Origin of the sequence: Streptomyces sp. NPDC091271 (assembly GCF_044757505.1) — a bacterium.
Lineage (GTDB): Bacteria > Actinomycetota > Actinomycetes > Streptomycetales > Streptomycetaceae > Streptomyces.
This window is the reverse complement of sequence record NZ_JBIVVD010000004.1, coordinates 918154-943769: the sequence shown is the minus strand read 5'-3', so window position 1 is coordinate 943769 and position 25616 is coordinate 918154. Positions and strand designations below refer to the sequence as shown.

The 25616-nt window shown below is 69.0% G+C and carries 24 protein-coding genes and 1 pseudogene; 12 read left to right on the top strand and 13 right to left on the bottom strand.

Annotated elements, in window-relative coordinates; all coding sequences use genetic code 11:
• Positions 1-358 precede the first annotated feature (358 nt).
• The 3 genes from ACIQM3_RS20825 to ACIQM3_RS20815 form a co-directional block, all read right to left on the bottom strand.
• On the bottom strand, positions 359-1066 hold the full coding sequence (locus tag ACIQM3_RS20825) for an SDR family NAD(P)-dependent oxidoreductase (protein ID WP_401626502.1): 708 nt from the start codon (positions 1064-1066) through the stop codon (positions 359-361).
• A 378-nt stretch (positions 1067-1444) separates the two neighbouring features.
• Complete coding sequence (locus ACIQM3_RS20820; RefSeq protein WP_401626331.1) at positions 1445-2509, bottom strand: aldo/keto reductase; 1065 nt, start codon at positions 2507-2509, stop codon at positions 1445-1447.
• Positions 2510-2577: 68 nt separating this feature from the next.
• Entirely contained in the window at positions 2578-3303 is a 726-nt protein-coding gene (locus ACIQM3_RS20815; protein ID WP_401626329.1) for an SDR family NAD(P)-dependent oxidoreductase, read from the bottom strand.
• Positions 3304-3441: 138 nt separating this feature from the next.
• On the opposite strand from ACIQM3_RS20815, the gene ACIQM3_RS20810 reads away from it, so the two are divergent.
• On the top strand, positions 3442-3777 hold the full coding sequence (locus ACIQM3_RS20810; RefSeq protein WP_401626326.1) for a TetR/AcrR family transcriptional regulator: 336 nt from the start codon (positions 3442-3444) through the stop codon (positions 3775-3777).
• Positions 3714-4058, top strand: a complete 345-nt coding sequence (locus ACIQM3_RS20805) for a hypothetical protein (RefSeq protein WP_401626324.1) — start codon at positions 3714-3716, stop codon at positions 4056-4058. The genes ACIQM3_RS20810 and ACIQM3_RS20805 overlap by 64 nt, the downstream gene beginning before the upstream one ends.
• Before the next feature lie 993 nt (positions 4059-5051).
• Here ACIQM3_RS20805 and ACIQM3_RS20800 read toward each other — a convergent pair.
• Entirely contained in the window at positions 5052-6071 is a 1020-nt protein-coding gene (locus tag ACIQM3_RS20800) for an Lrp/AsnC family transcriptional regulator (protein WP_401626321.1), read from the bottom strand.
• A gap of 107 nt (positions 6072-6178) precedes the next feature.
• Between ACIQM3_RS20800 and ACIQM3_RS20795 the strand changes: the two genes are divergently transcribed.
• Both ACIQM3_RS20795 and ACIQM3_RS20790 read left to right on the top strand, forming a co-directional pair.
• Entirely contained in the window at positions 6179-7645 is a 1467-nt protein-coding gene (locus ACIQM3_RS20795; RefSeq protein ID WP_401626318.1) for an MFS transporter, read from the top strand.
• Complete coding sequence (locus ACIQM3_RS20790; RefSeq protein WP_401626315.1) at positions 7642-8856, top strand: amidohydrolase; 1215 nt, start codon at positions 7642-7644, stop codon at positions 8854-8856. The genes ACIQM3_RS20795 and ACIQM3_RS20790 overlap by 4 nt, the downstream gene beginning before the upstream one ends.
• A 541-nt stretch (positions 8857-9397) precedes the next feature.
• Here the strand turns inward: ACIQM3_RS20790 and ACIQM3_RS20785 are convergent.
• Positions 9398-10210, bottom strand: coding sequence for a phytanoyl-CoA dioxygenase family protein (locus ACIQM3_RS20785; protein ID WP_401626312.1), 813 nt, complete (start codon positions 10208-10210; stop codon positions 9398-9400).
• 1155 nt (positions 10211-11365) lie between these two features.
• Between ACIQM3_RS20785 and ACIQM3_RS20780 the strand changes: the two genes are divergently transcribed.
• From ACIQM3_RS20780 to ACIQM3_RS20770, 3 genes are all read left to right on the top strand, one after another.
• The gene (locus ACIQM3_RS20780; RefSeq protein ID WP_401626309.1) at positions 11366-12502 is read left to right on the top strand and encodes an amidase family protein; all 1137 of its coding nucleotides are present in this window, start codon (positions 11366-11368) and stop codon (positions 12500-12502) included.
• 271 nt (positions 12503-12773) lie between these two features.
• Entirely contained in the window at positions 12774-14201 is a 1428-nt protein-coding gene (locus ACIQM3_RS20775; protein ID WP_401626306.1) for an MFS transporter, read from the top strand.
• Positions 14202-14937: 736 nt separating this feature from the next.
• Positions 14938-16500: a class I adenylate-forming enzyme family protein gene (locus ACIQM3_RS20770; protein WP_401626304.1), complete on the top strand. Its 1563-nt coding sequence runs from the start codon at positions 14938-14940 to the stop codon at positions 16498-16500.
• A gap of 551 nt (positions 16501-17051) precedes the next feature.
• Here ACIQM3_RS20770 and ACIQM3_RS20765 read toward each other — a convergent pair.
• Positions 17052-17378 carry a hypothetical protein gene (locus tag ACIQM3_RS20765; RefSeq protein ID WP_401626301.1) on the bottom strand — a complete coding sequence of 109 codons (327 nt, stop codon included), beginning with the start codon at positions 17376-17378 and terminating at the stop codon, positions 17052-17054.
• Positions 17379-17388: 10 nt separating this feature from the next.
• Here ACIQM3_RS20765 and ACIQM3_RS20760 point away from each other — a divergent pair, with 10 nt between their 5' ends.
• Positions 17389-18132, top strand: a complete 744-nt coding sequence (locus tag ACIQM3_RS20760; protein WP_401626298.1) for a DUF899 family protein — start codon at positions 17389-17391, stop codon at positions 18130-18132.
• A gap of 23 nt (positions 18133-18155) precedes the next feature.
• Here the strand turns inward: ACIQM3_RS20760 and ACIQM3_RS20755 are convergent, their stop codons facing one another.
• The 3 genes from ACIQM3_RS20755 to ACIQM3_RS20745 all read right to left on the bottom strand — a co-directional run bounded on the left by ACIQM3_RS20755 (position 18156) and on the right by ACIQM3_RS20745 (position 18881).
• The gene (locus ACIQM3_RS20755; RefSeq protein WP_401626499.1) at positions 18156-18362 is read right to left on the bottom strand and encodes a hypothetical protein; all 207 of its coding nucleotides are present in this window, start codon (positions 18360-18362) and stop codon (positions 18156-18158) included.
• Positions 18326-18658 carry a TetR family transcriptional regulator gene (locus ACIQM3_RS20750; RefSeq protein WP_401626296.1) on the bottom strand — a complete coding sequence of 111 codons (333 nt, stop codon included), beginning with the start codon at positions 18656-18658 and terminating at the stop codon, positions 18326-18328. The genes ACIQM3_RS20755 and ACIQM3_RS20750 overlap by 37 nt, the downstream gene beginning before the upstream one ends.
• A gap of 70 nt (positions 18659-18728) precedes the next feature.
• Positions 18729-18881 carry a hypothetical protein gene (locus ACIQM3_RS20745; protein WP_401626294.1) on the bottom strand — a complete coding sequence of 51 codons (153 nt, stop codon included), beginning with the start codon at positions 18879-18881 and terminating at the stop codon, positions 18729-18731.
• A gap of 58 nt (positions 18882-18939) precedes the next feature.
• Between ACIQM3_RS20745 and ACIQM3_RS20740 the strand changes: the two are divergent.
• Both ACIQM3_RS20740 and ACIQM3_RS20735 read left to right on the top strand, forming a co-directional pair.
• A pseudogene (locus tag ACIQM3_RS20740) lies at positions 18940-19110 on the top strand (transposase); the annotation flags it as partial.
• A 9-nt stretch (positions 19111-19119) separates the two neighbouring features.
• Positions 19120-19821, top strand: a complete 702-nt coding sequence (locus tag ACIQM3_RS20735) for a transposase family protein (protein WP_401626291.1) — start codon at positions 19120-19122, stop codon at positions 19819-19821.
• Here ACIQM3_RS20735 and ACIQM3_RS20730 read toward each other — a convergent pair.
• Together ACIQM3_RS20730 and ACIQM3_RS20725 are read right to left on the bottom strand one after the other, a co-directional pair.
• Entirely contained in the window at positions 19800-20168 is a 369-nt protein-coding gene (locus tag ACIQM3_RS20730; protein ID WP_401626289.1) for a VOC family protein, read from the bottom strand. The two genes, ACIQM3_RS20735 and ACIQM3_RS20730, sit on opposite strands and share 22 nt — an antisense overlap.
• 555 nt (positions 20169-20723) lie before the next feature.
• The gene (locus ACIQM3_RS20725; RefSeq protein WP_401626286.1) at positions 20724-21974 is read right to left on the bottom strand and encodes an alpha/beta fold hydrolase; all 1251 of its coding nucleotides are present in this window, start codon (positions 21972-21974) and stop codon (positions 20724-20726) included.
• A gap of 47 nt (positions 21975-22021) precedes the next feature.
• Here ACIQM3_RS20725 and ACIQM3_RS20720 point away from each other — a divergent pair, with 47 nt between their 5' ends.
• Positions 22022-22603: a helix-turn-helix domain-containing protein gene (locus tag ACIQM3_RS20720; protein WP_401626283.1), complete on the top strand. Its 582-nt coding sequence runs from the start codon at positions 22022-22024 to the stop codon at positions 22601-22603.
• 1036 nt (positions 22604-23639) lie between these two features.
• Here the strand turns inward: ACIQM3_RS20720 and ACIQM3_RS20715 are convergent.
• A complete protein-coding gene (locus ACIQM3_RS20715) occupies positions 23640-24155 on the bottom strand; it encodes a DinB family protein (protein WP_401626280.1) in 516 nt (171 codons plus the stop codon).
• A 134-nt stretch (positions 24156-24289) separates the two neighbouring features.
• Here ACIQM3_RS20715 and ACIQM3_RS20710 point away from each other — a divergent pair, with 134 nt between their 5' ends.
• Complete coding sequence (locus ACIQM3_RS20710) at positions 24290-24688, top strand: hypothetical protein (RefSeq protein ID WP_401626278.1); 399 nt, start codon at positions 24290-24292, stop codon at positions 24686-24688.
• Here the strand turns inward: ACIQM3_RS20710 and ACIQM3_RS20705 are convergent.
• On the bottom strand, positions 24683-25522 hold the full coding sequence (locus tag ACIQM3_RS20705) for an IS5 family transposase (protein WP_401626275.1): 840 nt from the start codon (positions 25520-25522) through the stop codon (positions 24683-24685). The genes ACIQM3_RS20710 and ACIQM3_RS20705 overlap by 6 nt on opposite strands.
• Positions 25523-25616 lie beyond the last annotated feature (94 nt).

Below are 25616 nucleotides of genomic sequence, written 5' to 3'. Positions count from 1 at the left end.
TCATCCTCTGAAGAGCAAAGTAACGGCGAGCAAGCAGACATATGCCCGATAGGAACGACGTGGCACTCGACGCATCATGATCTCGACCGTATGCGCCATCCGCTGTCACCGCGTGGGCCACTTCCCAGGCAATGGAATGAGCCACTTTCGCGTCGCCAGCAGGGGTGGGCCCGCCATCCCATCCGAGGGCTGACCGGTCGTTGAGCCCCGGGCCGCCAGACTGAGACGGTGATGCGTCTTTCCAGGAGTCCCTCGATGCCTACATGAGACGTTGAGGTAGCCGGCGAGCTGCATACCCGGCTGAGCGGCAAGGTCAGCGAGCGTACGCACCGAGAGCTCACGGCCATCACAGCCCCCGTCACCCAGGTGACACTGCCACGGGGGCGACTTCGTAGGCCACGACCGGTGTCCGGGCAGTCGCCGGCCGGCTTCTCCAGCACGGCCTGTTCCTTCGTGTCGACGGTGAGCTTCCAGCGGAGCTTGGTAGCGACCCAGTCCGAGGCGTACGTGCACTGCGCGGCCGCAGCCGCGGAAGCCACACGGCGGGGTCCTTGTAGCTCTTGGACCGGTTCGACTCGGCAGTCCCCGCGACCCTGCTCCGCTCGCTGTCGAGGTGCCGAACGGCGGCGAAATCACGAAACCAGCCACGGGCAGGGGCGGCCGTCAGGGCTTGGCGTTGGCTCCCTGACGGCGGGCTTTGAGAGGTTCGGGCAGGAACCGGCTTCTTCTGTTCCTTGCCGATGGAGGTGTCGCCCATGCCGGCCCGTGGGTGGAAGTCGCTGTCGGTGGCTCCGGGCAGGGGGGTGGCGGAGATCGACGAGGTGATCAGAATGCGGCCTTGGCCACGCGCCAGCATGCCGGGGACGACGCGCTTGGCGAGGAGCACGACGGCATTGATGTTGAGCGCGATGAGCTTGAGCTCGTCGTCGAGGTCGGTATCGGTCGCGAAGGCGCCGCCGATGCTCCTTCCGGCGTCGAGGACGGTGATGTCCAGGGGGCGCCCGATCTCCTGGACCTGCTTCCAGAGCTCTTCGACACCGTCGCAGGTGCCGAGGTCGGCGCGCAGCGGATAGACGGTGACGCCCAGGGCCGCAGCTGTTCCGCAACCGTGTCGACGAATTCGTAGGTGCTGTTGAGGGGGCCGACGACGGGGTAGTTGAACCGTTTCGTTCCCCAGGTCCGCAGCCCCTCCCCCCGCCGTAGGCCGGCTGTCTCAGATCATCGGCGCCGATACCATCCTGCGGCTCTACCCCACCCTGGAGGCTGCTCCCGCCGCTTGACCCCGGAGGCCTGCTTCCGGACTGACACTCATTCGGCAGCCTTACTGTCGTCGGCCGCCAAGTCGGTGGCAAGAAGCTGGTCTCGCGAGGGTCTGGTCGGCACCCAAGGGACGGAGCCGGCCAGTGGCAGCAGTTTCGCCGCTTTCTGGCGCTTCGCTCGATCGTCAGCGACGGGCTTGGATCTTCAGGTCGCCGCGGGTCTGGAGGCGGATGTGATCGCTCGCGAGCATGGCGTGGGGGAATCCGAGGTCGATCGCGCTGACCTCGTCCAGACGCGCCATCTGGGACGGAGTGAGGTCGACTTCCAGAGCTCCTAGGTTCTCCCGCAGTTGCTCGGCGGTTCGAGCCCCTACGACCGACGCCGTCACCCCTGGGTTGTGCAGGGTCCAGGCGAGCCCCACCTGGGCCGGCGTGCGGCCTACCTCGTCAGCGACCTTCTTGACCACATCCACGATGGCGAGGTTGCGTTCGGTCACTCCGCCGAGGGCCATGTTGAAACTCTTGCGGGCGCTCTCGCTCTGGGCGGACGGCGTCGTGGTCAGGTCCTGGCGGCTGTACTTGCCGGTGAGTACCCCTCCCGCCAGCGGTGACCACAGAACTGTTCCCAGCCCCAGCTCCTGTGCCATCGGGATGAGGTCACGCTCGCCGGTGCGCTCCACGAGGTTGTACTCCAGCTGCAGTGCCACCAGCGGCGGCCAGCCGCGCAGGTCGGCCATCGTCTGCATGCGGGAGATCTGCCAGGCTGGGGTGTTGGAGATGGCCACGTAGAGGACTTTGCCCTGCCGGACCAGGTCGTCCAGACCGCGAAGTATCTCCTCCACGGGTGTGGTGGGATCCCATACGTGCAGGTAGAGCAGGTCGATGTAATCGGTGTTCAACTGTCGCAGACTGGTTTCGACCGACCCGAAGAGACTCTTTCGGCTCGCGCCACCGGAGTTGGGGTCGTCAGGCCGGCGCAGGGTCGTGTACTTGGTGGCCAGGACCAAGCTGTCTCGCCTGTCCCGGGCGAACTCACCGAGCATGCGCTCCGACGTGCCGTTGGTGTAGGTGACCGCCGTGTCGATGAAGTTCCCGCCGCGCTCGACGTAGAGGTCGAACAACCTCCGCGCCTCGTCCTTCTCCGCACCCCAGCCCCATTCGTTGCCGAAGGTGGCCGCCCCGAGCGCGAGCGGCGAGACCCGCAGGCCGGAACGTCCCAGTTGCCGGTAGGTGTCGAGAGTGAGTGGCATGGTGATCTCCTGTAGTGGTGGGTTTCTGAGGTTCGAGGCGCGCGGACCGGTGGTCGGCGTGCCTGTGTTCAGGCGCCGGGCTCGTAGCCGCCGGCCACGGCGAAGTCCTGGCCGGTGGCGTAGCCGGTGATGTCCGAGGCGGGGAAGGCGACGGCTTCCGCGGCCTCCTGGCTGGACCCGGAGCGCTCGAACGGAATCTTCGTGCGTATGGCGTCGCGGCCGTTCTGGGGTTCCCCCAGCTTGTCGAACAGCGGGGTCTCGGTCGCGCCGTTGCTCACGGTGTTGACGCGGATCCTGCGCGGAGCCAGTTCGAGCGCGAGCGAGGGCAGCATCGCCAGCACGGCACCGCGCAGCCCTGCCCCCACCGTGGCGCCAGGGCTGCCCCTGCGGGATGCGCTGTCCACGGTGAGGATGATCGGACCGCCGTCGTTCGTCTGCGGTCGGGCCTTCTGGAGGGTGTGCCGCCCCTTGAAGTTGACGTCGACGTGCTCGTCGAACGACTTCTCCGCCACGCCGGCGCGACCGGTGCGGGGCAGAAACCCGGGCGTTGTTGCGGAACAGCAGGTCGAGAGACCCGAAACGTTCGGACACCCTTGCCATGAGAGCCTCGGTTTCGGGGGAACGCGTACGTCGGATCGGACGACGATCATGTCGTCGGAAAGCTCACGTCGTGCTCGCGCGAGGGGCTCGGCGCTCTGTCCGGTGACGGCGCCCCGGTGGCCACGGGCGTGCAGTAGTGCGGCGTTCGCTCTGCCGATTCCGGTCGTGCCGCCGGTGATGAGTGCTGCGGGCATGGCGGGCCTTTCGTCGGGTGGGCAGGGTTGGGCACACCAGTAAGCGGGGAGGTCTCCGTTTGCACCCACCGCACACTTAACCGGAGACCTCCCCGAATCACCCCGTACTTCGACCCGACACTCCCGATCGCGAAGGCCATGACACCTCCACGCAACACCCTGCGCGCCGATGCCCAGCGCAACCGCGAGCACCTCATCGCCACGGCCGCTGAGGCCTTCGCCTCCGGAAAGGCAATCTCGCTGGACTCGATCGCCAAACGCGCGGGCGTGGGAAGCGGCACCCTCTACCGGCACTTCCCCACCCGAGAGGACCTGGTCGAAGAGGTCTACCGCGACCAGATCCGCCCTCTGCGCGACGACGCCCGGACCTTCTGGCCTCCGAGCAGCCCGCACAGGCTCTCCACGCCTGGATGCGCCGCTTCGCCGAGTGGGCGGGTGAACGACGCGGCATCTGCGAAGCCCTGGTCGCCATGAGCGCTTCCGGACGCTTCGGCACCGGGCCCGTCTGCGACGAGATCCAGCAAATCCTGGGGATGGTGCTGCAGACCGGCGCCGAAGCAGGAGAACTGCGTAGCGACATCGACCCGGTCGACGTCGGCGGCATCCTTGCCGGCGTGCTCTCCGTGGCCGGCGCGACCGGGCAGCGCGCCCAACTCGACCGCATGCTCACCGTCGTCGTGGACGGGCTGAAGCCGCTCCAGGAAGATCGAACGCGCACCCACCCCGCGCCTGTGCCCAATCGAGGCTGCACATGAGCGCGCATCTCTCTTGCGCCGCAGCTTCACGCTCAGGCGTCCGGCCTGGTCGACGCCGACGGGAGCGTGGAACGGGCCAAGGGCATCAAGGCAGCACTCTCGAATCCGCCGGCCGCTTCTGTGTCCAGTTGGAGGCCTCCCGGCTGAACCCACCGAGCTGACGCAGGTGGCCGCCCCGACCTGGGACGCGTGCCCGGCCGGAGAGATCTTCGTCCACTCCCGCGCAGCCTCCGAGTGCGGGACGCGACCGACACCCTCTTGGTCGTCACCACCAACCGTGACGGCGGCGCCGTCCACAAGCCGTCCTTCCTCCTCGTCCCCTAATCGCACCATGCACACGGATGGGGCAGCGCGCCACGCCGGCGGGCCTCCGCCCCCTCCCTGCGGCTGCCGAGCGATGGGCGTTTCCACGGTGCGGGATGGCGCAGGTAGCCGGCCTGGAGCGGCCGAGCTGGTGATCGGCGATTTCGCCGAAACCTGCCAAAGTATCTGCACTCCCGCGCAGATCTCCTGCGCGGGCACCCCGTTGGCTTTGAACAGTCTCGCCTTGGACTACTGCTCCTCGACCGAGACCACCCCTGACGGTTCCGGAGGACCCGCTGCCCCGGGTCACCTGCTACCTCGCCGATCTGCCGGGAACCATTTAGCAGATCGGCGAGGCCGCCACGATCGCTGACTTCAACGCCACCCACCCGGGCCGGCCGATCGGCCGGGTCCTTGGGCTGCGTGCCTTCCCGCCCCTCGACCCGCCGTGGGCGGATCAGATCTACGTCCACCACCACCTGGGCCACCCCGACTACGCCGCCCTGGAGGTCGGCGCCACCGGCGACCAGCCTCCCCTTGAGCAGTGACGTGTCGCGGGGGCACAGGGGTGGTGGGCGCGCAGCTCGTACGTGCCGCTGCCCGTCATGACGCCGCCCCCTTCACATGACGCACCCGTCGACGCTGCCACCGGCGCCGCACACAGGCCGGCCTCCGGGACGACGCAGCCGGTCACCACGGGCGAATCGGGCGCACCCCGATACGCCGGCCGTCCTCGTCCAGCAGGTGCCCCATCCGCTTGACGGTGCCCAGGCCCACGATCCGATCGGTGACCGTCAATGTCGGCAGCCGTGCGCACAGCGCGGTCTCGCGGCGCTGGATGTCGCCGAGGTCGTGGACCCACAAGGTTGCGAAGACGTTGGCGCTGCCGGTGACGGAGGCGACGAGCCGGCATTCGGGCAGTGCGGCCAGGGTGCGGTGGATCGTCGCCGTGTCCCGGGCGGGCGCCCGTCCGAGCAGTGAGACGGGGACGGGGCTCCCGGCGAGGGCGGACGCCATGTCGCAGCGCAGGGTGAGAACCCCTGAGTCGGCGAGGCGGCGGAGCCTGCGGCGCACGGTCGCGGGGCTGGCGGCCGCGTGGTCAGCGAGCGCGGCCAGAGGCAGACGGCCGTCGCGGACCAACGCGTCGAGCAACGCCCGGTCGACTACGTCGAGTTCGACCCCGGACAGCCGCTCGGCCGTGCCTGCGCCGGGTGGACCGAGGGCCGTGAGCTGGGTCGGGGCGAGCGAGCGGAGCCGCCACCGACTGCCTTCGACGGACAGGGAGGTGGCCAAGAGGCACTCGACGGAGACGAGGCCGGGCAGAGGTTCGAGCCGCGTGATGAGGAAACGCTTGAGAGCGGGCAGGCCGGGGGTCAGGACGTCGAGGAGCAGATCGGCACTGCCCGGCCCGGTGTGCTCGATGGTGGCGGCCTCCTCGAAGGCGCAGAGCCGCTCAGCGATCCGGGACCGGCTTCCCGGGGCGCAGCGCACCAGGACGAACGCGCTGCAGCGGGTGCGGGAGAACTCCCGGCCAGGCGCCGCGTAGACCCAGGCCAGGCCCTCTTCCTGCAGGCGGTCCCATCGCCGGGCGAGGGTGCTCGCGGTGACGCCGAGGGCAGGGGCCAGTTCGGTCCAGGACGCTCGGGGCCGCAGCTGGAGCGCGTTGACGAGCGCCAGGTCCAGTTCGCTCGCGGTAACTGTTTCTCGCATTCGGTGCCCGCCCCACGCCTGTTTCTGCCGAAAACCGGCCCAGTTCCGGCTGTTGCCCGCACAGTAGCGAGCACTTCGGAATCCGGCCACCAGAAGGGAAGGCCCCTGTGGTCACAGAAAGATCAGCGCAGAGCACAGCGGCGCGCGGCGCACTGTTCGCCGACGGGCGCGGCATGCTGGGCGCGATGGCGGTCGTCATCGTGCTGAGCGGCGTCGTCCAGGGCTATCTCACTCCCCTGCTGCCGGAGTTGGGCGGGCGGCTCGGCATCGATGGGGTGGGGCAGAACAACCTCTATCTGTTGTCGCAGTGCGCCTTCGCGGTGCTGACCCCGCTCCTTTCGCGCCTGGGCGACCTGTACGGGCACCGTCGTCTGCTGCGCGTGGCGCTCGGGATGGTGGTGACAGGTTCGCTGCTGATGGCCGTGCGGCCGTCGGTGGTGACGCTCACGGTGGGCATGGTGCTGCAGGGCGCGGTCGTCGGCTTCTTCCCGCTGCTCGCGGGGATTCTGCACTCGCGCGCTCCGGAGCGGGGCCGCAGCGGCATCTCGCTCCTGGTCGGTGCGCTCCTGATCTCCATCGGCGTCGGCGGCCTGGTGGCGGGGGTGCTGAGCGAGGGCCACGCGGAGGCGGGGCTGTGGGCTGCGGTGCCGGTGGCGGTGCTCGCCGTGATCGCCGGTGCGGTGCTTCCGGACAGCGACAGGAAGTTCGGCGGGCACTTCCACTTCGGGGCCGCGGCCCTGTTGACCGTCGGCCTCGTGGCGCTGGTCCTGGTGCTCGCACAGGGCGGTGCGTGGGGCTGGACGTCGGCGCGCTCCCTGGGGACCGGGGCGCTGGCCGTCGTGGTCCTCGTTGCCTGGGTGACGGTCGAGCGGCGGGCGGCGCATCCGCTGGTGAGCGTACGGATGCTGCGTGACCGGCGGCTCGCGGTGGTCAGCGCGCACACGTTCTGCGCGGCCTTCGGCACGATCGGGTTCCTCGGGGCCAACGCCCTTTTCCTGGGTGCCGATCGCGACCGGGTCGGCTACGGCATGGGCCTGGGGCCGCAGGCCATCGCGACGGTTTCGCTCTGCATGGTGGTGGCAGGTTTCGCCGGGTCCACCGCGACCCCGCGCCTGGCCCGGCGGTTCGGTGACCGGACGGTCCTCGCGACCGGCGGGGGCCTGATCGGACTGGGCTTCCTCGGCATGATCCTCTTCCACGACACGCTCCCCCAGTACGTCGTATCGGCGCTGGTCGTCGGCCTGGCCACAGGTCTGTTCGAGTCGATCACGCGGACACTGTCGGCCGAGGTCGTACCCCGGCGGCAGATCGCCCTCGCCGTGGGCCTGAACGAGCTGGCGCTGTCGCTCGGAGCGGCGATCGGCGCCGCCGTGATCGGCGGTCTGTTCGCGGCGCACCGGCACGGCGACGCGGGCGGTCACATCGCGGTGTCCGGCTTCGTCTGGAGCTGGGGTGCGTGCGCCGGGGTCGCGCTGCTCGGCAGCGCTCTGGCACTGGCGTACGGCCACGCGACGCCCGTTTCCCCGTCTGCCGCACGTGCGGTCCGCGTCACCTCGGAGGATGACCTCGCATGACAGACACGACGCCGCTTATGAGCACGGCGACGCAAACCGTGAAGAACACGGTGCAACACTGGCGCGCCCCTCTGATCGAGCTGAGTCACAGCCTGCACGCCGAGCCCGAGACCGCACTCCAGGAACACCGGTCGGCGGCGAAGATCTCCGCACTCCTCGACACCGCGGGCTTCACCGTGACGCGCCCCCTGGACACACTGCCGACCGCCCTCGACGCGTCTTACGGCTCGGGCGAGCTGGTGATCGCGTTCTGCGCCGAGTACGACGCACTACCCGACATCGGGCACGCCTGCGGTCATAACGTGAACGGCGCCGCCGCGGTCGGCGCGGCGCTCGGTCTCGCGGCCGTCGCCGACCGGCTCGGCGTCACGGTACGCCTGATCGGCACCCCGGCCGAGGAGGACACCGGCGGCAAGGTGCTGCTCATCGAGGCGGGGGTCTTCGGTGACGTCGCCGCGGCGCTGATGGCGCACGCCGCCCCCGACGACAGCGTCGGCTCCTCCTCGCTGGCGATCGGCGCATGGGACATCACGTATCGGGGCCGTCCCGCGCACGCGGCCCTCGCGCCGTGGGAGGGCGTCAACGCGCTCGACGCGCTGACGGTGGCGCAGTCCGCGATCGGCCTGCTCCGCCAGCAGTTGCCGCCCGGTTCCGTGGTGCACGGCATCGTCACCGACGGCGGCAGCGCGCCCAACGTCATCCCGGACCTCACCCGCGCCCGCTACGAGGTACGGGCGCCCACGGTCGAGCAGCTCAAGGCCGTACAGCGACGCGTCGGCGCCTGCTTCGAGGCCGGCGCCCTCGCCACCGGCGCCGAGCTCGAACTAGCCGCACACGGACGGGACTTCGCGGACCTGCGCCAGGACCCGTACCTCACCGAGGCCTACGCCGAAGCGGCACGTTCCCTGGGCCGCACGCCCCAGGCCCGCCATGGCGAGAGCACCGCGTCCACCGACATGGGCAACGTCTCGCGCCTGCTTCCCACGATCCACCCGACCATCGGTTACGACACCGCGGGCGCCACCCAGCACACGGCCGAGTTCGCGTCGTACGGCGCCTCGCCAGGTGCCGACCGCGCGGTCCTCGACGGAGCGACGGCCCTCGCCCTCACGGCGGTGGCGGCAGCCACGGACAAGACGCAGCGGGAGCGGCTGCTGAGGGGTGTCGCACGTCGCCGGGGGGCCGGTGGTGCCGCTTCCGCTGCGAGGTGAGAACGCCGCCCCGCCGTCCCCTCCACGCGGCGGGCCGGGTTGTCCAGCGCCATGCGGGCGCCGCGGGTGCCCAGCGCGTTGTCGGCCTGCGGGATCCCGTAGGGCGGGTCCTCATGGCTCGCACACGCCTGCCCGGGGATTGCCGCTGTGCCCAGGAGCCCTCCGGCTCCACCGCCAGCCACAGTTCGGCGTCGCCCTCGGTCTTCTCCGGCGACAGGCGGGTGCGCAGGAACTGAGGGCCGGTGCAGGCGCGATGCGGGTTCGACGGGAACCACTCGGTGAACACGTCCCGCCATAGTTCCTGGATGACCTGCGGTGCCGGACCGGAGGAGGTATCGGCCGGGACGGCCGGCGTGACCGTGCCCTCAAGAGCGGCCGCGGAGGTCATCACGCCGTGGTGGCTGCGATGCGTGCCGGATTCTGCAAGTCGAGGTCCTGCTCGAGACGGCCCTCGATGTGCTCCGCGGCCTGGTTCAGCCACTCCACCACCCCCGTCCTTCACTCTCTCTTCCTTCTCGCCGGCGGTGGTCGGCAACCGCATCTACCCTGCACTGCGGTCGGCGCCGTCCCCGTCCGGACCGGGGGTGTGCTGCCCCAGGCCCCGGCGGATCGCGATCTCCACGGGTGAGTACGCGCCGTCGGCCCGCTCCAGCTCGTACGGTGCGGCCGGCATCAGCGGCGGCTGGGCCATGAAGCGCGGCCGCACCCCATGGTGCGGTTGCGCCGCGTGCACCAGGAACGGATGACACAGGAAGACGTCGCCCGGAGACCCGGTGGCAACGGCGAGTGGCCGGTGGTCGGACGCCGCCGCCAGATCGGGGGCGAGGTCCAGCCCGCTCGCCCCGTCCTCCCCGTACTTCTCCAGCACCTTCGGCACATCGAGGTGTGAGCCGACCCGGATCCGGGTCGGGGCGTCCTCCTCCCCGACCTCGCTGAACAGGAACAGCATCAGCAGCGCCCGGCCCCGGGAGTACAGATTCGTGAAGTACCAGCTCTCACCCTCCGGCAGATAACTCCCCTCGATGTGCCAGCCCGCGTCGTCCGGCTCCTCCTCGTGCGGGAAACGCAGCGGAAACGTCCCCAGCGAGTAGCGCGGCTCCCAGCGCCCCACACCGACGAGCAGGTCGTACGCGCGGTGCAGTGACGGGGAGTTGGGCGCGGCGGCGAACGGCCCCTGCCCCATGCCGGGCACCCAGTGCACGGGCTGCGTCCACGTCGACGGGTCGTCCGGGTCGCAGCCCGTCTCCCGCCACAACAGCCGCGCACAGTCCACGGCCACACGCGGCGCGACAGCACCCTCCAACTTCACGAAGCCGTCACGGAGAAAACGGGATACCAACGTCGTGTCATCCATGCCCCCATCGTGCGGCGGCACCGGCCCCGAGCACCCGACATTCTCCGCACCGCCTTTATCGGGTGACCACCGCGACGCGACCACACAACACCCGCCGCCCAAGACCATGATCAATCCCGGCGGCGCTCTCTCGTACCGCACCTACACACCCGAACCCGCTGAGGGCACCTCACCGGTCCGGTCCGCAGGGGAGACAGGCCAGCTCGCAGGGACCACCCGATCCCCCCAGGCCACTGAACCGCAAGCCGGGCCGCCGACCTCCGGAAGCCTGGACTTCAGTCCACGCTGCCGTCGCCGTCCTCGTCCGCTCCGGCGCAATGCGGAACACACAACGGCCGCAGACCGCCGAAGCCAGGGCCGAGGCAGTGAAACCGCAGCAGCCGAACAGGGTCGGATCGCGGTGCCTGAGCGGGGACGGACAGGCGACCTCCTCGGATCTCGTGACCTTCAACGCGGAACTGATCGACAGCAGCGCAAACGCACTTCGTCATCCAGACCACAATGCCCTTGAGGACAAGGCCGAGGACCCCGAACTGGCTCTCCATACCCCCGCAGCACGTCTGGCCGATGGTGCCGCCCCTACCGTGACACACACCGCGAGCCGGCCCGTGACGGAACTCCTGCACGCTGCGCTCTCGCCCCTCGGAGAGCTACCTCCCCTCCTTCAACGGCGACCCTGCCCCCACCTCCCTTTTCGCTGACAGGAGATCACCGAGGCGGGGCTGCGCCACGCCGTCGGAAGCCGAGCCGTGTGATGCCGTGGCAGCCGTTGCTTTCCGGCTGCATCCCATAGCCCGAGGGGGGTTCGTCATGGCCGCAGGCCGGGTGTCGTATACCGGTCTGGCCGATCAGGCAGATCACCTTGCCTGTCCCGCCCAGCCATTTACTTATCGCCCACGACTGTGAAACAGCACCGATACACACCCCGCCTAACGTCCATCACCGGCTTCCGAGATGAGATGAGGGGTGCGGCAGATGTGGACGGACCGGCGGTCTTTTCTGGGACTCACGGCGGCAGCAGGGGCAGGAGCATTGGTCTCTTCCGCAGGAGCGCCGGCGTTCGCCGCGACCCGAGCCGGCAGGGAGCCGGCACCGGAGGCCCGTACGTCAGGGGACCCCGATCCCACGGTGTGGAGAGAGTTCGGCGACCCACTGGTGCCTGCGACGGGATTCGGTCCGCTGGCCGGACTGACCGTGGCCGTCAAGGACCTGTTCGCCGTCGAGGGGCATCGGGTGGGCGCGGGCAACCCCGCCTGGCTGGCCGGGAGCCGCCGGGAGACCACTACCGCTTCGGCGGTTGCGGCGTTGCTCGCGGCGGGCGCCGCCGTTGCCGGGGTTGCCCGTACCGATGAGTTCGCGTACAGCCTGGCGGGCACGAACGGCCACTACGGTACGCCGCCCAACCCGGCGGCCACGGAGCGTATTTCGGGCGGCTCGACCTCCGGTCCTGCCAGCGCCGTCGCGCTGGGCCAGGCCGACATCGGTCTCGGCACCGACACCGGAGGCTCGATCCGCATCCCCTCCTCCTACCAAGGCCTTTACGGAATCCGCCCGAGCCATGGCGCGGTGTCCACCAGCGGGTTGCTGCCGCTCGCGCAGTCGTTCGACACGGTCGGCTGGATCACCCGTGACGCCAGGGCACTGCGCGCCGCGGGGCGCGTTCTGCTGCCCCGCGGCGACCGCCCGGCTCCGTCGGGTGCCGTGCTCGCGCAGGAGATCATCGACGTGGCCTCGCCGGAGGTCGCCGCCTCGGTGCGCCGGGCGGTGGCCGGCTGGCGCGCAGCCGGACTGCCTCGTGTCCGGGGCGTACGGTTCGACGCCGGCGTGCTGCCCGGCTGGGTGCGCGCCTTCCAGACCAAGCAGGGCGTGGAGGCCTGGCGCCAGTGGGGGCCGTGGGTCTCGCGGCACTGGGAGTCCCTCAACCCGGATGTCAGGTCCCGGTTCGAGACCGCGTCGAAGTACACCTCGGACGATCTCGCCACAGCCGAGCGGGTCCTGCGCGAGGCGCGCGCCCGCGTCGACGACCTGCTCGGCGACCGGGTACTCCTCGTGCCGTCCGCGTCCTCGGTGGCCCCCACCCGTGAGGAGGCCGCACTCGGCGGCCCTGTCATCGAGCAGGCCAGGGCCCAGACCTTCCAGCTCACCTGCCTCGCCGGCATCACGGGCCGCTGCGCTGTCAGCATCCCCGTCCGCAGCCGCACCGCCCCGGTGGGCCTTTGTCTGGTGGGCCCGCGCGGAAGCGACCGTCACCTTCTTGACCTGGCGGTCCGCGTGGAGGCGGCCGAGGTGTGAGCGCGTCCACGCCTGCGCGCGCCGGGGCCTCCCAGCCCGGCGCCCGGCAAAGGGGCGGCCCGGGCGCGGCGGGCGGGCCGGGCCGCCCCGCGAATGATTCCGGTATCCCATATTCTGGACGACACCTAACCGGTCCGTGAGATGCATGAGATCGTTCCGGTGCCCGCACCGGTCGCGCGGCCTTGCCACGAGGGGGACCTGCGCCGCTGTGCGGGACCGTCGGCCCTTCACGTCGACGGCCGCACTCCGCCCTCGTGGGAAAGTCCCAGAGATGTACGCTCCCACTACCGGGCCCGCCCAGGCCCCGTCGCAGTCCCCGGCCGAGGCCGCGCCCGCCAACTCACGGTCCCGCGTCCTGATCGCCAGCCTCATCGGCACGACGATCGAGTTCTACGACTTCTACGTCTACGCAACCGCCGCGGTCCTGGTCTTCCCGAAACTCTTCTTCCCGAGCAGCGACGCGACCACAGCCCTGCTCTCCTCCTTCGCGGTCTTCGGCGCGGCGATGGTCGCCCGCCCGATCGGCGCGATCGTCTTCGGCCACCTCGGCGACCGCCTCGGCCGCAAGGGCACCCTGGTGGCCTCGCTGCTCACGATGGGCATCGCCACCTTCCTGATCGGCGTTCTGCCGACGTACGCGCAAGCCGGGTGGGTCGCCACGGCACTGCTGGTGCTGATGCGGCTCGCCCAGGGCTTCGCGCTCGGCGGTGAGTGGAGCGGCGCGGCCCTGGTCGCCACCGAGAACGCACCCGCCGGAAAGCGCGCGCTGTGGGGCACATTCCCGCAGCTGGGCGCCCCGCTCGGGTTCATCATCGGCAATGGCCTCTTCCTGATCATCGGCGCGCTGCTGCCCTCCGCGGCGGGCGCCGACCCCTCGCAGCCCTCCGACGCCTTCCAGAGCTGGGGCTGGCGGATCCCGTTCCTGTTCTCGGCTGTCATGGTCGCGATCGGTCTGTGGGTACGCATGCGCCTGGTCGAGTCGCAGGTCTTCGCGAAGACGCAGGAGACCGGCAAGGTCCGCAAGCTGCCGCTGGCCACCGTCTTCCGCCACCACTGGAAGCAGCTGGTCCTCGGCAGCTTCGCAATGCTGGCGACATACGTCCTCTTCTATCTGATGACGACGTTCTCGCTGAGCTACGGCCGCACCGCCGAGGACGCGGACGTACCAGGCCTCGGTTACAGCTACACCACGTTCGTCCTGATGATGATCTTCGGTGTGCTGTTCTTCGCCGCGTTCACCCTGATCTCCGGCCCGCTCGCGGACAAGTACGGCCGCCGCAAGACCCTTGCCTGGGTCACCGCCGGCATCATCGTCTTCGGCCTGGTCTGGGTGCCGCTGATCAACCTCGGCACGCTCGGCGTTGTCCTCTGGCTGGTCCTCGGCTTCACCCTGATGGGCACGACGTTCGGCCCGATGGGCGCGATGCTCCCGGAGCTCTTCCCGACCAGCGTCCGCTACACCGGCTCCGGCATCGCCTACAACGTCAGTTCCATTCTCGGCGCGGCCGTCGCCCCGTTCGTCGCGGTCGCCCTCTGGGAGGCCGGCGATGGCTCCCCGTGGCTGGTCGGCGTCTACCTCTCCGTGATGGCCGTCCTCACCCTGACCGCCCTCCTCATCGGCAAAGAGACGAAGGACGTCGCCCTGGACGAAGGCGAGGTCCCGGCGACCCCCGCCAGAACCGAGACCCCGTCCGCCTGACGCGTGTCTTGGAACTGGGCTTCGCGCCTCGCCTCCTGCCGGGATGATCGCGGTGTGGGGCGAGGGGATCTTTCAGTTGACCAGGGCCCCGTGGCGGGATCTGCCGACCGCATAACGGGCCGTGGCAGACGGTCCAGGGGCTCTTCCGCCGCTGGCAGCGCGATGACGTCCGGTCGTCAGTGCTGACCGGGCTGCAGGATGGGGCGGACGCCGCCGGTTTGATCACCTGAGAGGTGAACGTCGCCTCCACGTTCTGCCGGGCCCATCAGCAAGCGGCCGGCGCCCGGCGGGGACGGCCAAGCCCAGAAGGAACCGCCGGGCGGCCACCGGCCCGAACCCGACGATCACGGCCTGGGCCGTTCCCGCGGTGGCTGGACCAGGAAGATTCATCTGGCCTGCGAACAAGGGCAGCGGCCGGCGAGGCGGACACGTAGGACGAAGGGGCGAACATGCCAGCCTTCGATCTTTTGTGCCAGGTGACGCGACCGCCTTGTCGTGTCCTGCGAGGAAACCAGCAGAACGCATACCTGCCCGGAGAGGCAACAGACCCCCTATCTGGACACGTCGTGAAGCCGACGCGGTGACTCCGTCGCCGGGCACCTGCTCAGTCCCGCGCATCCTTCAGCCATATGAGGGCTTCCTCCAAGCGGGTGGTGCGGCACGGATTCCGGGAAAATGATGACGCGGCTCGTGGTCGCCTATTCGGATGATTCCTAGTGTCACAGTGTCCCCGGGTATGTACGTCGAGCGAATCGTCTCCCATTGGGAGCAGGACGAGGAGACAGAAGCCGTTGTCTGCGGCTCGGTGCGGCTCACGCGTGGGCAGGCCCGGTGCCAGCTCTTCCAGCTCGGGCATGCGCTGCGTCGGCAGAGGCTTGCTCCGGGCGACAGTGTGGGGCTGTTTCTAGGGAACCGGGCGGAGTCGGCGCTGCTGGTGCTGGCGGTGCATCTGATCGGATGCCGGGTGGTCATGCTGCCGCCGGAGCCCGGCCCTGGTGAGCTCGCCGCGCTCATCGACCAGTCGGGGGCCCGGGTCGTCGTGGTCGACCCGGCCTTCGGGCAACAGGCCCTCGACGCTGTCGGACGCTGCACCAGTGCCCCGGTACTGCTGAGCCTGGGCGAGACAGGACCTGCTGCCTTCGTCGGCGCGAACTTGTCGGCGCTCGCGGTGCGGTGCCCACAGCGGCGGCCCGAGGCGGCCCCTGAGCCCGGTATGAGCGACGTCGTCACCGTGCTCTACACCGGCGGCACCCTGGGCCGGCCGAAGCTGGCCGCACATGGGCGGCTGGCCTACGACGTGATGGCGGCGGGCGCCGAAGCGGCCCGCGCGCTGCAGCCGCCCGGCGGGGACCGGGTCCTTGCCGTGACTCTCCTGACCCACAGCAGCGGTCACCTGGCCATGCTCTACGCACTCCTCAGGGGCTCGGTGCTGGTAGTGCTGCCGCAGTGGGAGGCTGACGCCGCGTTCACTGCGCTGCGCGAGGAAGAGATCACCATCACGGCCGTGGTGCCCCCGATGCTGTACCAACTGCTGGACCATCCGGGTTGCAAGCCCGACGCCCTGCCCGCGTTGCGGCAGATCAACATCGGCGCGGCGCCGATCGCGCCGGACCGTCTGCGGCAGGCGGTCGAGACGTTCGGCCCGGTTATCGCCCAGGGCTACGGGCAGACCGAGTGCATGGGTATCACCTCCATGCCGCCGACGGACCTGCCCTCGCCCAACGACCTCACGTCTCCGCTGTGGCGTAGCTGCGGGCGTCCCCTGCCCGGCACGCAGCTCGAGATCCGCGGTCAGGACGGCGCATCGCTGCCCCAGGGAGAGGCGGGCGAGGTCTGCGTGCACAGTCCGGCGGCGATGCTGGGCTACTGGCAGGACCCGGAGCATTCCGCACAGGCGCTAGACGCGGCCGGGTGGCTGCGCACCGGCGACATCGGATACCTGGACGAGGGCGGCTTTCTGTACCTGGTGGACCGGGCGAAGGACATCATCGTGACCGGCCCGGCCAGCGACAACGTCTACACCCGGGTGCTGGAAGACTTCCTGCAGACACTGCCGGGCGTGCACCACGCTGCGGCCGTCGGCGTACCGGACGAGGCCACCGGGGAGAGAGTGAAGGTCTTCCTTGCGCCTGCCGAGGGCATCGATGCTGACGCCGTGGCCGACGCGGTCGTCGCGGAACTCGGTCCGCTCTACAGGCCGCAGGAGACGGTGCTGCTGCCTTCGCTGCCCATGACACGCATCGGGAAGGTCGACAAGAAGACGCTTCGTGAGTCAGGCGAACTGGCGCTCCCCAGCTGATAGCGGGCGCTCCGCCGCCTGAGGTCCGCCCTCGAGAGGAAGCCCGCCAGGCCGGGAGCCGTCCCGGCCCTCTGATGCGAGGACCGCCACCCTGCCCGTTCCGTATATCGACACGCCCACTGCCGCCCCACCACCATCGGGTGGCAATGCATTCCGGTCAAAAGGAACAGGGTTGCGGTGGGCGGGCGATACCGGAGGTGGCTTCGTTCATCTCTGGGAGGTTCTGGCACACATTCCGTGAGGACGATCAACGGCGTTCTGCCAGGGTGACGTCTCGTCACCTGGGACCGTGGCGCGGTGTGATGACCTCATGGCGGTGCTCTTTCCGCACTTCAGGGCGGTTCTGGTGGAATGGGTGTGCACAGAGTGGAACCGCGACACGCGTTACTCCTTCGAGTCATGCTCGAACACCGAGGGCTGGGCTGATTGAACAGCATGGCCTGCGGATGGTGACGAACTTCAGCGCTGTCGCCGTTGATCGTCCTCACGGAATGTGTGCCAGAGCCCTCTGGGAGCAGCGCTTGTTGATGGGTTCATGAGACAGGTGGTCATCAACTCACTCGGGAATGTTCACGAGAAATGCCCGCGCCGCCGTTGCGCGACAAGTTGGCAGCGAGCTGCCGGACGATGCCGCATGACATCACTTCTCGTTCGCTGACCACGTGGTCAGATGCACGTGGTAGTGCACGAAGCTTAATCGCGCGTTCGCCAACTACCGCCACTAGCCCATGAGACTGGTCCACGAGATCCATCAGCCGCCGCCAGGTGAGCTCTGTGATCTTGCGGTGCAGTTCGTTGTAGAACCGCAGGTAGCCCGCCCAAAGCTCATCCCACCGCGCACGGTGGTCACGCGGTGGGCAAAACTGCAACGAACGCATGGAGGCGATCATGAACGACCACGGATCCAGCCCGGCCCTCCCGCCCGTGGTGGACAGAAAGACCTGGCAGGAGGCGCGGGACGCACTCTTGGCACGGGAGAAGGCGCACACCCGCGAAGGGGACGCGATCGCGGCGGCGCGGCGGCGGCTGCCGATGGTGGAGGTCGACGCCACCATCGAGGTGATCGGTCCCGAGGGGCCGGTCACGATCCTCGACGTCTTCGAGGGCCGCAGGCAGCTGATCGCGTACTTCCACGCCTGGTGGCCCAGTCGACCCGCCGCGGAGCAGTGTGAGGGCTGCACGTTCTTCAACTGCCAGGTCCGCGAGCTGTCCTACATCCATTCCCGCGACGTCACATACGCCACGCTCTGTAAGGGCCCGTACGAGGCCAGTGTCCGCTACCGGAACTTCCTGGGCTTGGACATGCCGTGGTACTCGGTCGAGAAGACGGCGGCGCAGCTGCTGGAGGGTCGTGACTGGCAGCGTCACCACCTCGTGTGCTACGTCCGCGATGGCGATCGGGTGTTCGAGACGTACTACACCGGCGGCCGCGGCGTCGAGATCATGGCCCCCACCCACGGACTGCTGGACATGACCGTCTACGGACGCCAGGAGACGTGGGAGCACTCCCCCGACGGCTGGCCCCAGCCCTGGGGTGACGCTGAGAACCCCGAGGTCTGGCGTACGAACGGACGCCCCATCGCCCAATGGTCCCGCATCGAAGCCGGCCGCTCCGACGAGCTGACGTCCTAGGACCCGTCTGACGAGTGTCCACCTCAGTGATCGTCGTCGTGGTTGAGGGTGCTGGCGATGCGTTCGGCGAGGGCGCGGCGTAGTCGGGGAGTCAGTCGTTCGGCGGTGAGGGATTCGTACAGCCACAGGCCGTCGGCGGCGAGACGGGCGATGAACTGGTCGAGCGCGTCCGGGTCGCCGGCGTTGGTGGCGGTCAGTGGTGGGGCCATCGCTCCATGACCGCGTCCCAGGGGGCCGCGTGTTCGGGGGTGGTGGATCCTTCGAGCATGAAGAGGAGCTCGGCCCGTGTGGCGCTCTGGGTGGCGACGTGGGTGTAGGCGGGGAGCCGCTCGGTGGGGGTTGCCTCGTGGGCCGGTTTTCCCGCCGCCGCGGCGATTGCCGCTTCCCATTGGTCGGCGAGGTGCTGGTGGGTGGCTTGGACGAGGTCGTCGTGGGAGGCGAAATGGTAGAGGAGCCCGCCCTTGGTCAGGGCGGCCTCGGCGGCGACGGAGTCGAAGGTGACGCTCTTGACGCCTTCGCGCGTCACAACACGGGCGGCCGCTTCGAGAGTCTGGGTTCGTTTGCTGGTTCGCAATGGATGTTCCCGGGACAGGGTGTCAGTGGTGTGTGGGGGCGGACAGGGCCGATCCGGGGCCGTGGTGGCGCAGTAGAAGACCGGTCACGACCGCGCCGGCGGCCATGACAGCGGTGACCACGATCACGACGGTGAAGTAAGCGCTGTCGAAAGCGTCGGATGCGGCGGTGATCAACGAGGCGTGGTTTCCGGCTAGGGCGTATCCGCGATGTCGTCGGGTCGTTGGCCTGTTCGTGGTGCGTCGTCATGAAGTGACTGATCAAGCGTGGGCAGTGATCGGGCCGTTGCTGGCTCCGCCTCGGATGGGGCGGCCGGTGCGGGACCGGCGGCAGGTCCTCAACGGGATCCTGTGGAAGCTGTCCACGGGCGCCGCATGGCGGGACCTGCCGGAACGGTACGGGCCGTAGAAGACGGTGTACGAACGGTTCCGGCGCTGGCTCGCGCGAATTGATCGCGGGCCGTGTCCGGATCCCCGACCAGGGCAGCCGCGACCCCGGCCTCGAAGTTGTCCCAGAGGAATCCCCGGCGCAACGGCCTGGTGGGGCGTCGGAGTAGTCGCCTGTCCCGTTGGCCGCTCGCCCGGAATCGCGTTCCGCCTTGAGACGGGCGTAACGCTCACGAGGTACTCCGGCAAGCACCACCGCCACGGCCTGCACGTCCTCGCCCTGACCGACGAGAAAGGCCGCCTGATCTGGATATCCGCCGCCCGGCCCGGCCGCAGCCACGACGTCACCGCCGCCCGACGCGACCATCTTATGGCCCAACCGCGCAACGCCGACCTCGGCTTCACCGGCCTGCACGACGACCCAGGCGACGCGGTGGTCGTACCCGGCTTCAAGACCACCCGCGCCCGCAAACGCACCCCCGCCGAGAAGGAAGCCAACCGGGTCCTCGGCGCCGGACGCGCCCCTGTCGAGCACGGCTTCGCCCATCTGAAGAACTGGAGGATCCTCACCAAGCTCCGCACCGACCCCGCCCGGGCCACCCACCTCCTGCGAAGCCTTCTCATCCTGGCGAACCTCGAAGCCATCGCAAGCAGACTATCTACACCGCAGACAGCCGCCCACGACCAATTCATGCCCCCGGAACAGCGTCACCGGGCCGGGATCGGCTGAGTGAGGTTCACCGGGTTGCCGTCAGGGTCTTCGATGTGGGCGACGCGCTGTCCCCAAGGCATGTCGTTGGGGCCGCCGCTGACCGAGCCGCCCAGTGCCGTCACCCGGCCGAGCGTCTCGTCGACGTCGTCGACACCGATGCTGAGCAGGATCCGCGGCGTCCCCCCGGTCCCCGGGTTCGCCTTGGCCACCAGCCCGAGGTCGGTGTCGCCGATGCGCAAGCCGAGGTAGAAGGCCGGTCCCTTCGCCGGCTCCCGGAAGATCTCCTCAGCGCCGAACAATTCCGTATAGAAGCCGAGCAGAACGTCCTGGGAGGCAGTAATGATCACTGGCTGGATGGTGGACATGGCACTCCTGTCGAGAACGGTCGTGTCGCTTGGTAGACCGGTTGAGGGCGGTGAACTCATCGGCAAAACCATCCCGCCGGACGATCTACGACACAGACTGCCGACCACGACCAGCACGAGCACCCGGAAACGATTCCACGCCACTCCGCTGACCAGCCACTTCCAGATAGCGGAGCTTCAGTGAAGGGCCCTGGGAACCCGCCCCGGGAGCCTTTCCGCTGTCCGAGCACTACCGTCGGGCGTTCGATGGCCGCGTCCGCCTCCCCCAGCTCAACGACCGGGCCAAAGGCCGCTCCCGTCGCTCCCGTTCCCGCCCTACCTGGATCTCCAGCTCCCGGATGCGGCGCCCGGTCTGTCCGACCTGCCGGCGCAGCCGGTCCAGGAGAATCCGGTTCTTCTCCAGGTCGCTCATCCTGGCGGACTGCGGGGCGCCGTCAGGCATGGCTACGCCGCAGGGCCGGGTCTGAGCAGCCACCCGGTCCGGCCGGTGTCCACTCAGACCCGGCCCTGCCGTGTTCGGGATCTGGCCGCGTCAGGCGGTGTCCGGGCTCATGCTTACCGGCACGCCAACCAGGTCGCGATTTCGTCGACCACAGCCGGGTCCACATGCCCGGGCCGCGCATAATCGGCCGGGGTTGGTTGGCCGCTGCCGGGAAGGAAGAGATGGTTGACGTCCTCGTAGATCCGGATCGCCACTTCGGGCCGGTGGGCCAGGGCACGCTGCCAGCCTGTCAGGTCGTCGGCGACGGTCACTTGGTAGTCCCTACCGCCCTGAAGGATCAGCATGGGGCAGCCCAGTTTGGCCGCAGTCGCCACCGGATCGTAGGCGCGCAGGTCGAGCCAGTAAGCGGCGGAGAAACCCAGGGGCAGTTGGTTTGACGGAGTGTCGGGAGTGAGATCCGCGCCCGCCGCCGTCGCGGCCTGCCGGGCCATGGCCGCCACGGCCTTGTCCGCACTCGGGCCGGGGGCAAGCGCGGCGAGGTAGCGGGCCACCCGGACGGCCGCCTCATGCATCGGCTGCGTGTCGGCAGCCATCAGCACCAGGCCCGCGATCGACGGGTCGGCGGCGGCGATACGGGGCGCCACTTTGCCGCCCATGCTATGCCCGAGCAGGTGGATCCGGTCCGATGCCACCTCGGGCTGCTGCCGGAGCCGCTGGACGGCGGCGAGAGCATGGGGCAGGTACTCGTCGGCCATGGTGAAGTCCGATGGCAGCTGATCGGGATGCGCGAAGGTCACCTTGTCGAAGCGCAGCACGGCCACCTGCCGAGTGGCGAGCCCCCAGGCGAGATCCTTCAGCGGCTTGTTCGGGCCGCTGCTTTCGTCCCGGTCGAACGCGCCGCCACCGCTGAGCAGCACCACTGCAGGCCACGGTCCGGGGCCGGCGGGCAGACTGAGCGTGCCGGTGACCGCAAACGGCCCGGTACCGAGCAGGACCTCCCGCTCGGTGAACCGGTCAGCATCCGCGTAGTGAGGCGGCTCCCACTCGGCGCCGCTGTGCAGATCGAGTCTCAAACCCTGCAGAAGGCCGTTTTCGCCGACCGACGTGACCACGGTGAAGCTGCCGTTGGCGCAGGTCACCGGGATGCGCACGCGCACCAGGTCGGAATCGCCAGTCCCGGCCACCGGCTCGTCGAACACCTCGACACCGCCCTGTCCGGCAACTTCCGTCGTCCACGCGAGTCGCAGCACCTCGGCGGAGACCGCGGCGCGCAGCGGGGGCGCGAACAACTCGACGATCTCGCCGAATCGCTCCGCCTGCAGTAGCGCGGCAAGGTCCCGCGCCATCTTCAGTGCCCCACCCACATTTGTTCTCATAATTGAGAAAGGTAGCAGTTGTGAGAACGTTAGCCATGGACTCTCTGGAACTACTCGCCCACCCCATCCGGCTGCGGATCGTGCATGCGATGGGGGGCGGCCGGCTGCTGACCACCGCACAGCTGTGTGCGCGCATTCCAGAAGCCTCCAAAGCTACGGTCTATCGGCACATCGATCTGCTGGTGAGCGGTGGAATCCTGGAGGTGGCCGAGGAGCACAGGGTGCGCGGCGCGGTGCAACGGCACTACCGGCTGCGACAGGACCGGGCGGTGATCGGCTCCGAGACCGTCCGCACCCTCACCTCCGAGGGCCACCGGCAGGCATTCACCACCGCACTGGCGGCCTTGCTGGCCGAGTTCACCGCCTATCTCGACCGTGACGGAGCCGACCCGATGGCCGACCTTGTCGGTTACCGGCAGCATGCCCTCTGGCTCAGTCAGGCGGAACTGGAGGAACTCATCCACGAGCTGCGCGCGGCCATCGCGCCGAGGCTTGGCAATAAGCCGAGTCCCGAGCGAGCTCAATACCTGCTCAGCCCGATCCACTTCCCGGTGGAACCCCCGCAGGTAGAACCCGAGCGGCCGACGAGAGGAGCCGAGCAGAGGTCGGACATGTAAGCGGCTGAACAGCGCCGTGGCCTATCAGGGCACGTTCGCCTGGCAGTTCGCGAGGCGTGAACTGATTCCCGTACGAGACAGGCTGGTGCGTGGCGAAGACATCGAGTCATGCGTCGAGCTGCGCGCGAATGCGTGTCGAGTCGGTGCCACGCCGGGGACGAGGCGTTGACCGTGCCTTGGATGAGGGCGGGGATCTCGGAGGCTGCATCCAGCTCGGGCAGTTCGCCGGATCCATAGCGTTCCCGCGTCGCCTTGGTGATTTGGCGGGCGAGGGCGTCGATGCGGGGGTCCGAACTCGAAGGCGGCCTGGTGGGGTGTGCCAGTTTGTCGCAAGGAGGCGAAGGTGATCTCACCCCGGCGTTGTGGGACGAGCGGGACGAGGCGCCGCGGGGTATGACCGCCGTAGTCAGCAGGCTGTTCGTTGCCCCGCAGCGAGGGGAGATCGGACCGGAGCGCTGCTGATCGGCCAAGCGCTGGAGGAAACGGGCCTCGTGGCCTGCATCCGGTGCGCGACGTCGTCGCATCCGACACCGCGGCGGCAGGGCTGGGAGCTGATGGCCACAGTGGAGCAGCAGTGGAGTCCGCACCAGACGGTGGCCATCCGCTGCTACGCAGCGCCATCGTGACGTGGCCGGTCATAGCCACTCGTTGATGGCCGCGACGAGGACGGTCGCCTCGTAACGGACCGCGAGCTTCTCGTACCTCGTGGCCACGGCCCAGTGCATCTTGAGGCGATTCACGCCGCACTCCCTGCGTGCCGAGCTTTGCAGTCCTGCGAGTGGACCTTCGGCGGCCGACCGGCGTGCGATCCGCGCTTCTTGTGGTACCCGGCCTGGTAGGCCTTGTCCCGGAGGGTGCAGGGGATCCCGCGCCCCCGCAGGTAAGCGCGGGGCTCTTTGGCGTCCGCCTGTGCCTGCAGGTCGGAGAGGATCCGGTGCCCGGTGCCTTCTCGTTTCCAGCGGCTGGAACAGGTCGCACGGCACCGGCACCCTCGCCTCGGTCAGGCTCTGGTTTCGCCTCAGAGTCCAGGCAGAGGCTAGACGCCGGTCTGTCCGTCGACGAGTTCGCGCACCATATCGAGGTGACCGTTGTGGCGGGAAATTTCTTCGATGAGGTGGAGGACCACCCAGCGCAGGTCCACGTGGCGGCCGTCGCCGATAGGGCGCTCGGCAGCCGAGTTCAGGTCGCGGTCGGCCACCAGCCGGCGATAGCGGGCGCTCTGCTCCTCGTACTCGGCGAGAAGCTGGGGCAACGGGATGTCGACCGCTGTCCGCATCTCGGGGTCGGGGTCGTCGTCGGTCGCCGCCGTGAGCGGCCCCTCGGGCTCCTCACCGAGAAACATCACCTGGACCCAGTGATGCTCGACCCATCGCAAATGGCTGATCAGCCCGCACATCGTCATCAACGGTGAATTCGGGAGCGGTGCCTTGCGGGCGTCTTCCTCGGACACGCCCTCACACTTGGCTCGCGCCGTGTCACGGGCGTAATCCAGGAAGGTGGCCAGCTGCGTACGTTCGTCCCACGTGGGGGGTGTATCGGTTCGTTGTGTCATCGCGGGTGAGGCTTCCACACCTCGGCGGCGGTGTCGCAGGGTTTAGAGAGCGTTTTGTCCCGGCGGGTGTGTTTGATATGTCGCGCGCTAAAAGGCGGGTTGGGGCACACGCGGGGGCGTGTGAGGATCCGTCCGTGGAGTGCGATGTGTGTGGACGTGAGATGTGGCGATGGCCGACACCGCCGACAGTCTGGGAAGAGGAAATCTGGTCATGTTCCTGGTGCTACGCCTCCACCCATGTGGGTGGCGAGTGGTTCGAGGTCGCGCGGCCGCCGTACTTGCCCGTGGACATGCGTTGGGAGCGGGCCGTCGCGGACGGCCTCACCGCCGACGTCTCCCATGCTTTCGGCATCTTCGACAGGACGCTGTGCGGAATCCAGGTAGCCGGCATGTCGCCGTCGGAGTACTGGTGGCTGCCAGAGCGGGAGAACGCCTGTGGCGCCTGCCGGGATATGGCGGGTGTCATCGATGGCCGCTGGCCGCAGGCCTTGAGGGGTGAGGACGCGCGGGCCAGCGTGGCTCGGCGGCTATGAGTCCTTCCAGTTCGGAGTCGACTCTCGTGTGAGCCTGCGGCTCATCAGGTCGATCATCGCGAGGCGGATCATGGCTTCGGAGCGGTGGGGGTGAGTTTCGTAGTCGCGGGCGAGGCGGCGGTGATTCATGAGCCAGCCAAATGTCCGCTCGACAACCCAGCGCCGGGGGATGACCTTGAAGCCCTTCTGGCCAGGGTCGCGGCGGGTGACTTCGACGTCGATGCCGAGGGTGGCGCCATGGTCGATGGCTTTGGTTCGATAACCGCTGTCGGCCCATGCCTTGGTGATTCTGGGGTGGGCCTTGGCGATGCGCGAGAGCAGGTGGATCCCGCCGGCATTGTCGGAGACGCTGGCCGCGGTGACGCAGACCGCGAGGAGGAGGCCGAGGGTGTCGACGCCGATATGGCGCTTGCGGCCCGCGATCTTCTTGCCCGCGTCGATGCCCTGGCCGGTGGCCGGGACGTTGGCGGACGTCTTGATGCTCTGGGCGTCCAGGACGCATGCGCTCGGTTCGGCGTCCCGGCCTGCGGCCTCCCGGACAAGTCGGCGCAGCAGGCCGTTGAGCTGGTCAAACACGCCGTCCTTCTGCCAGGCAGCGAAGTATCCGTAGACGGTTTCCCACGGCGCGAAGTCGTGGGGAAGATAGCGCCAGGGGATCCCGGTCCGGTCCACGTACAACACCGCGTCCATGATCCGGCGCAGGTCGTGCTCGGGCGGTCGCCCGATATCCAGGCCCTTCCCTCGCCGCTCGGCCCGCCAGGCCGACACCATGGGCTCAAGCAGTTCCCATCGGGCATCGGACAGGTCACTCGGATACGGCCGCTGTCGAGACATGTTTCGATAGTTCCGTCGAGCGACATCCCGCCACAGGGCGCAAACAGGTGTGAGTGGGGGCGCCTTGGGATCAGACAGGAGCGAAGAGGCTCAA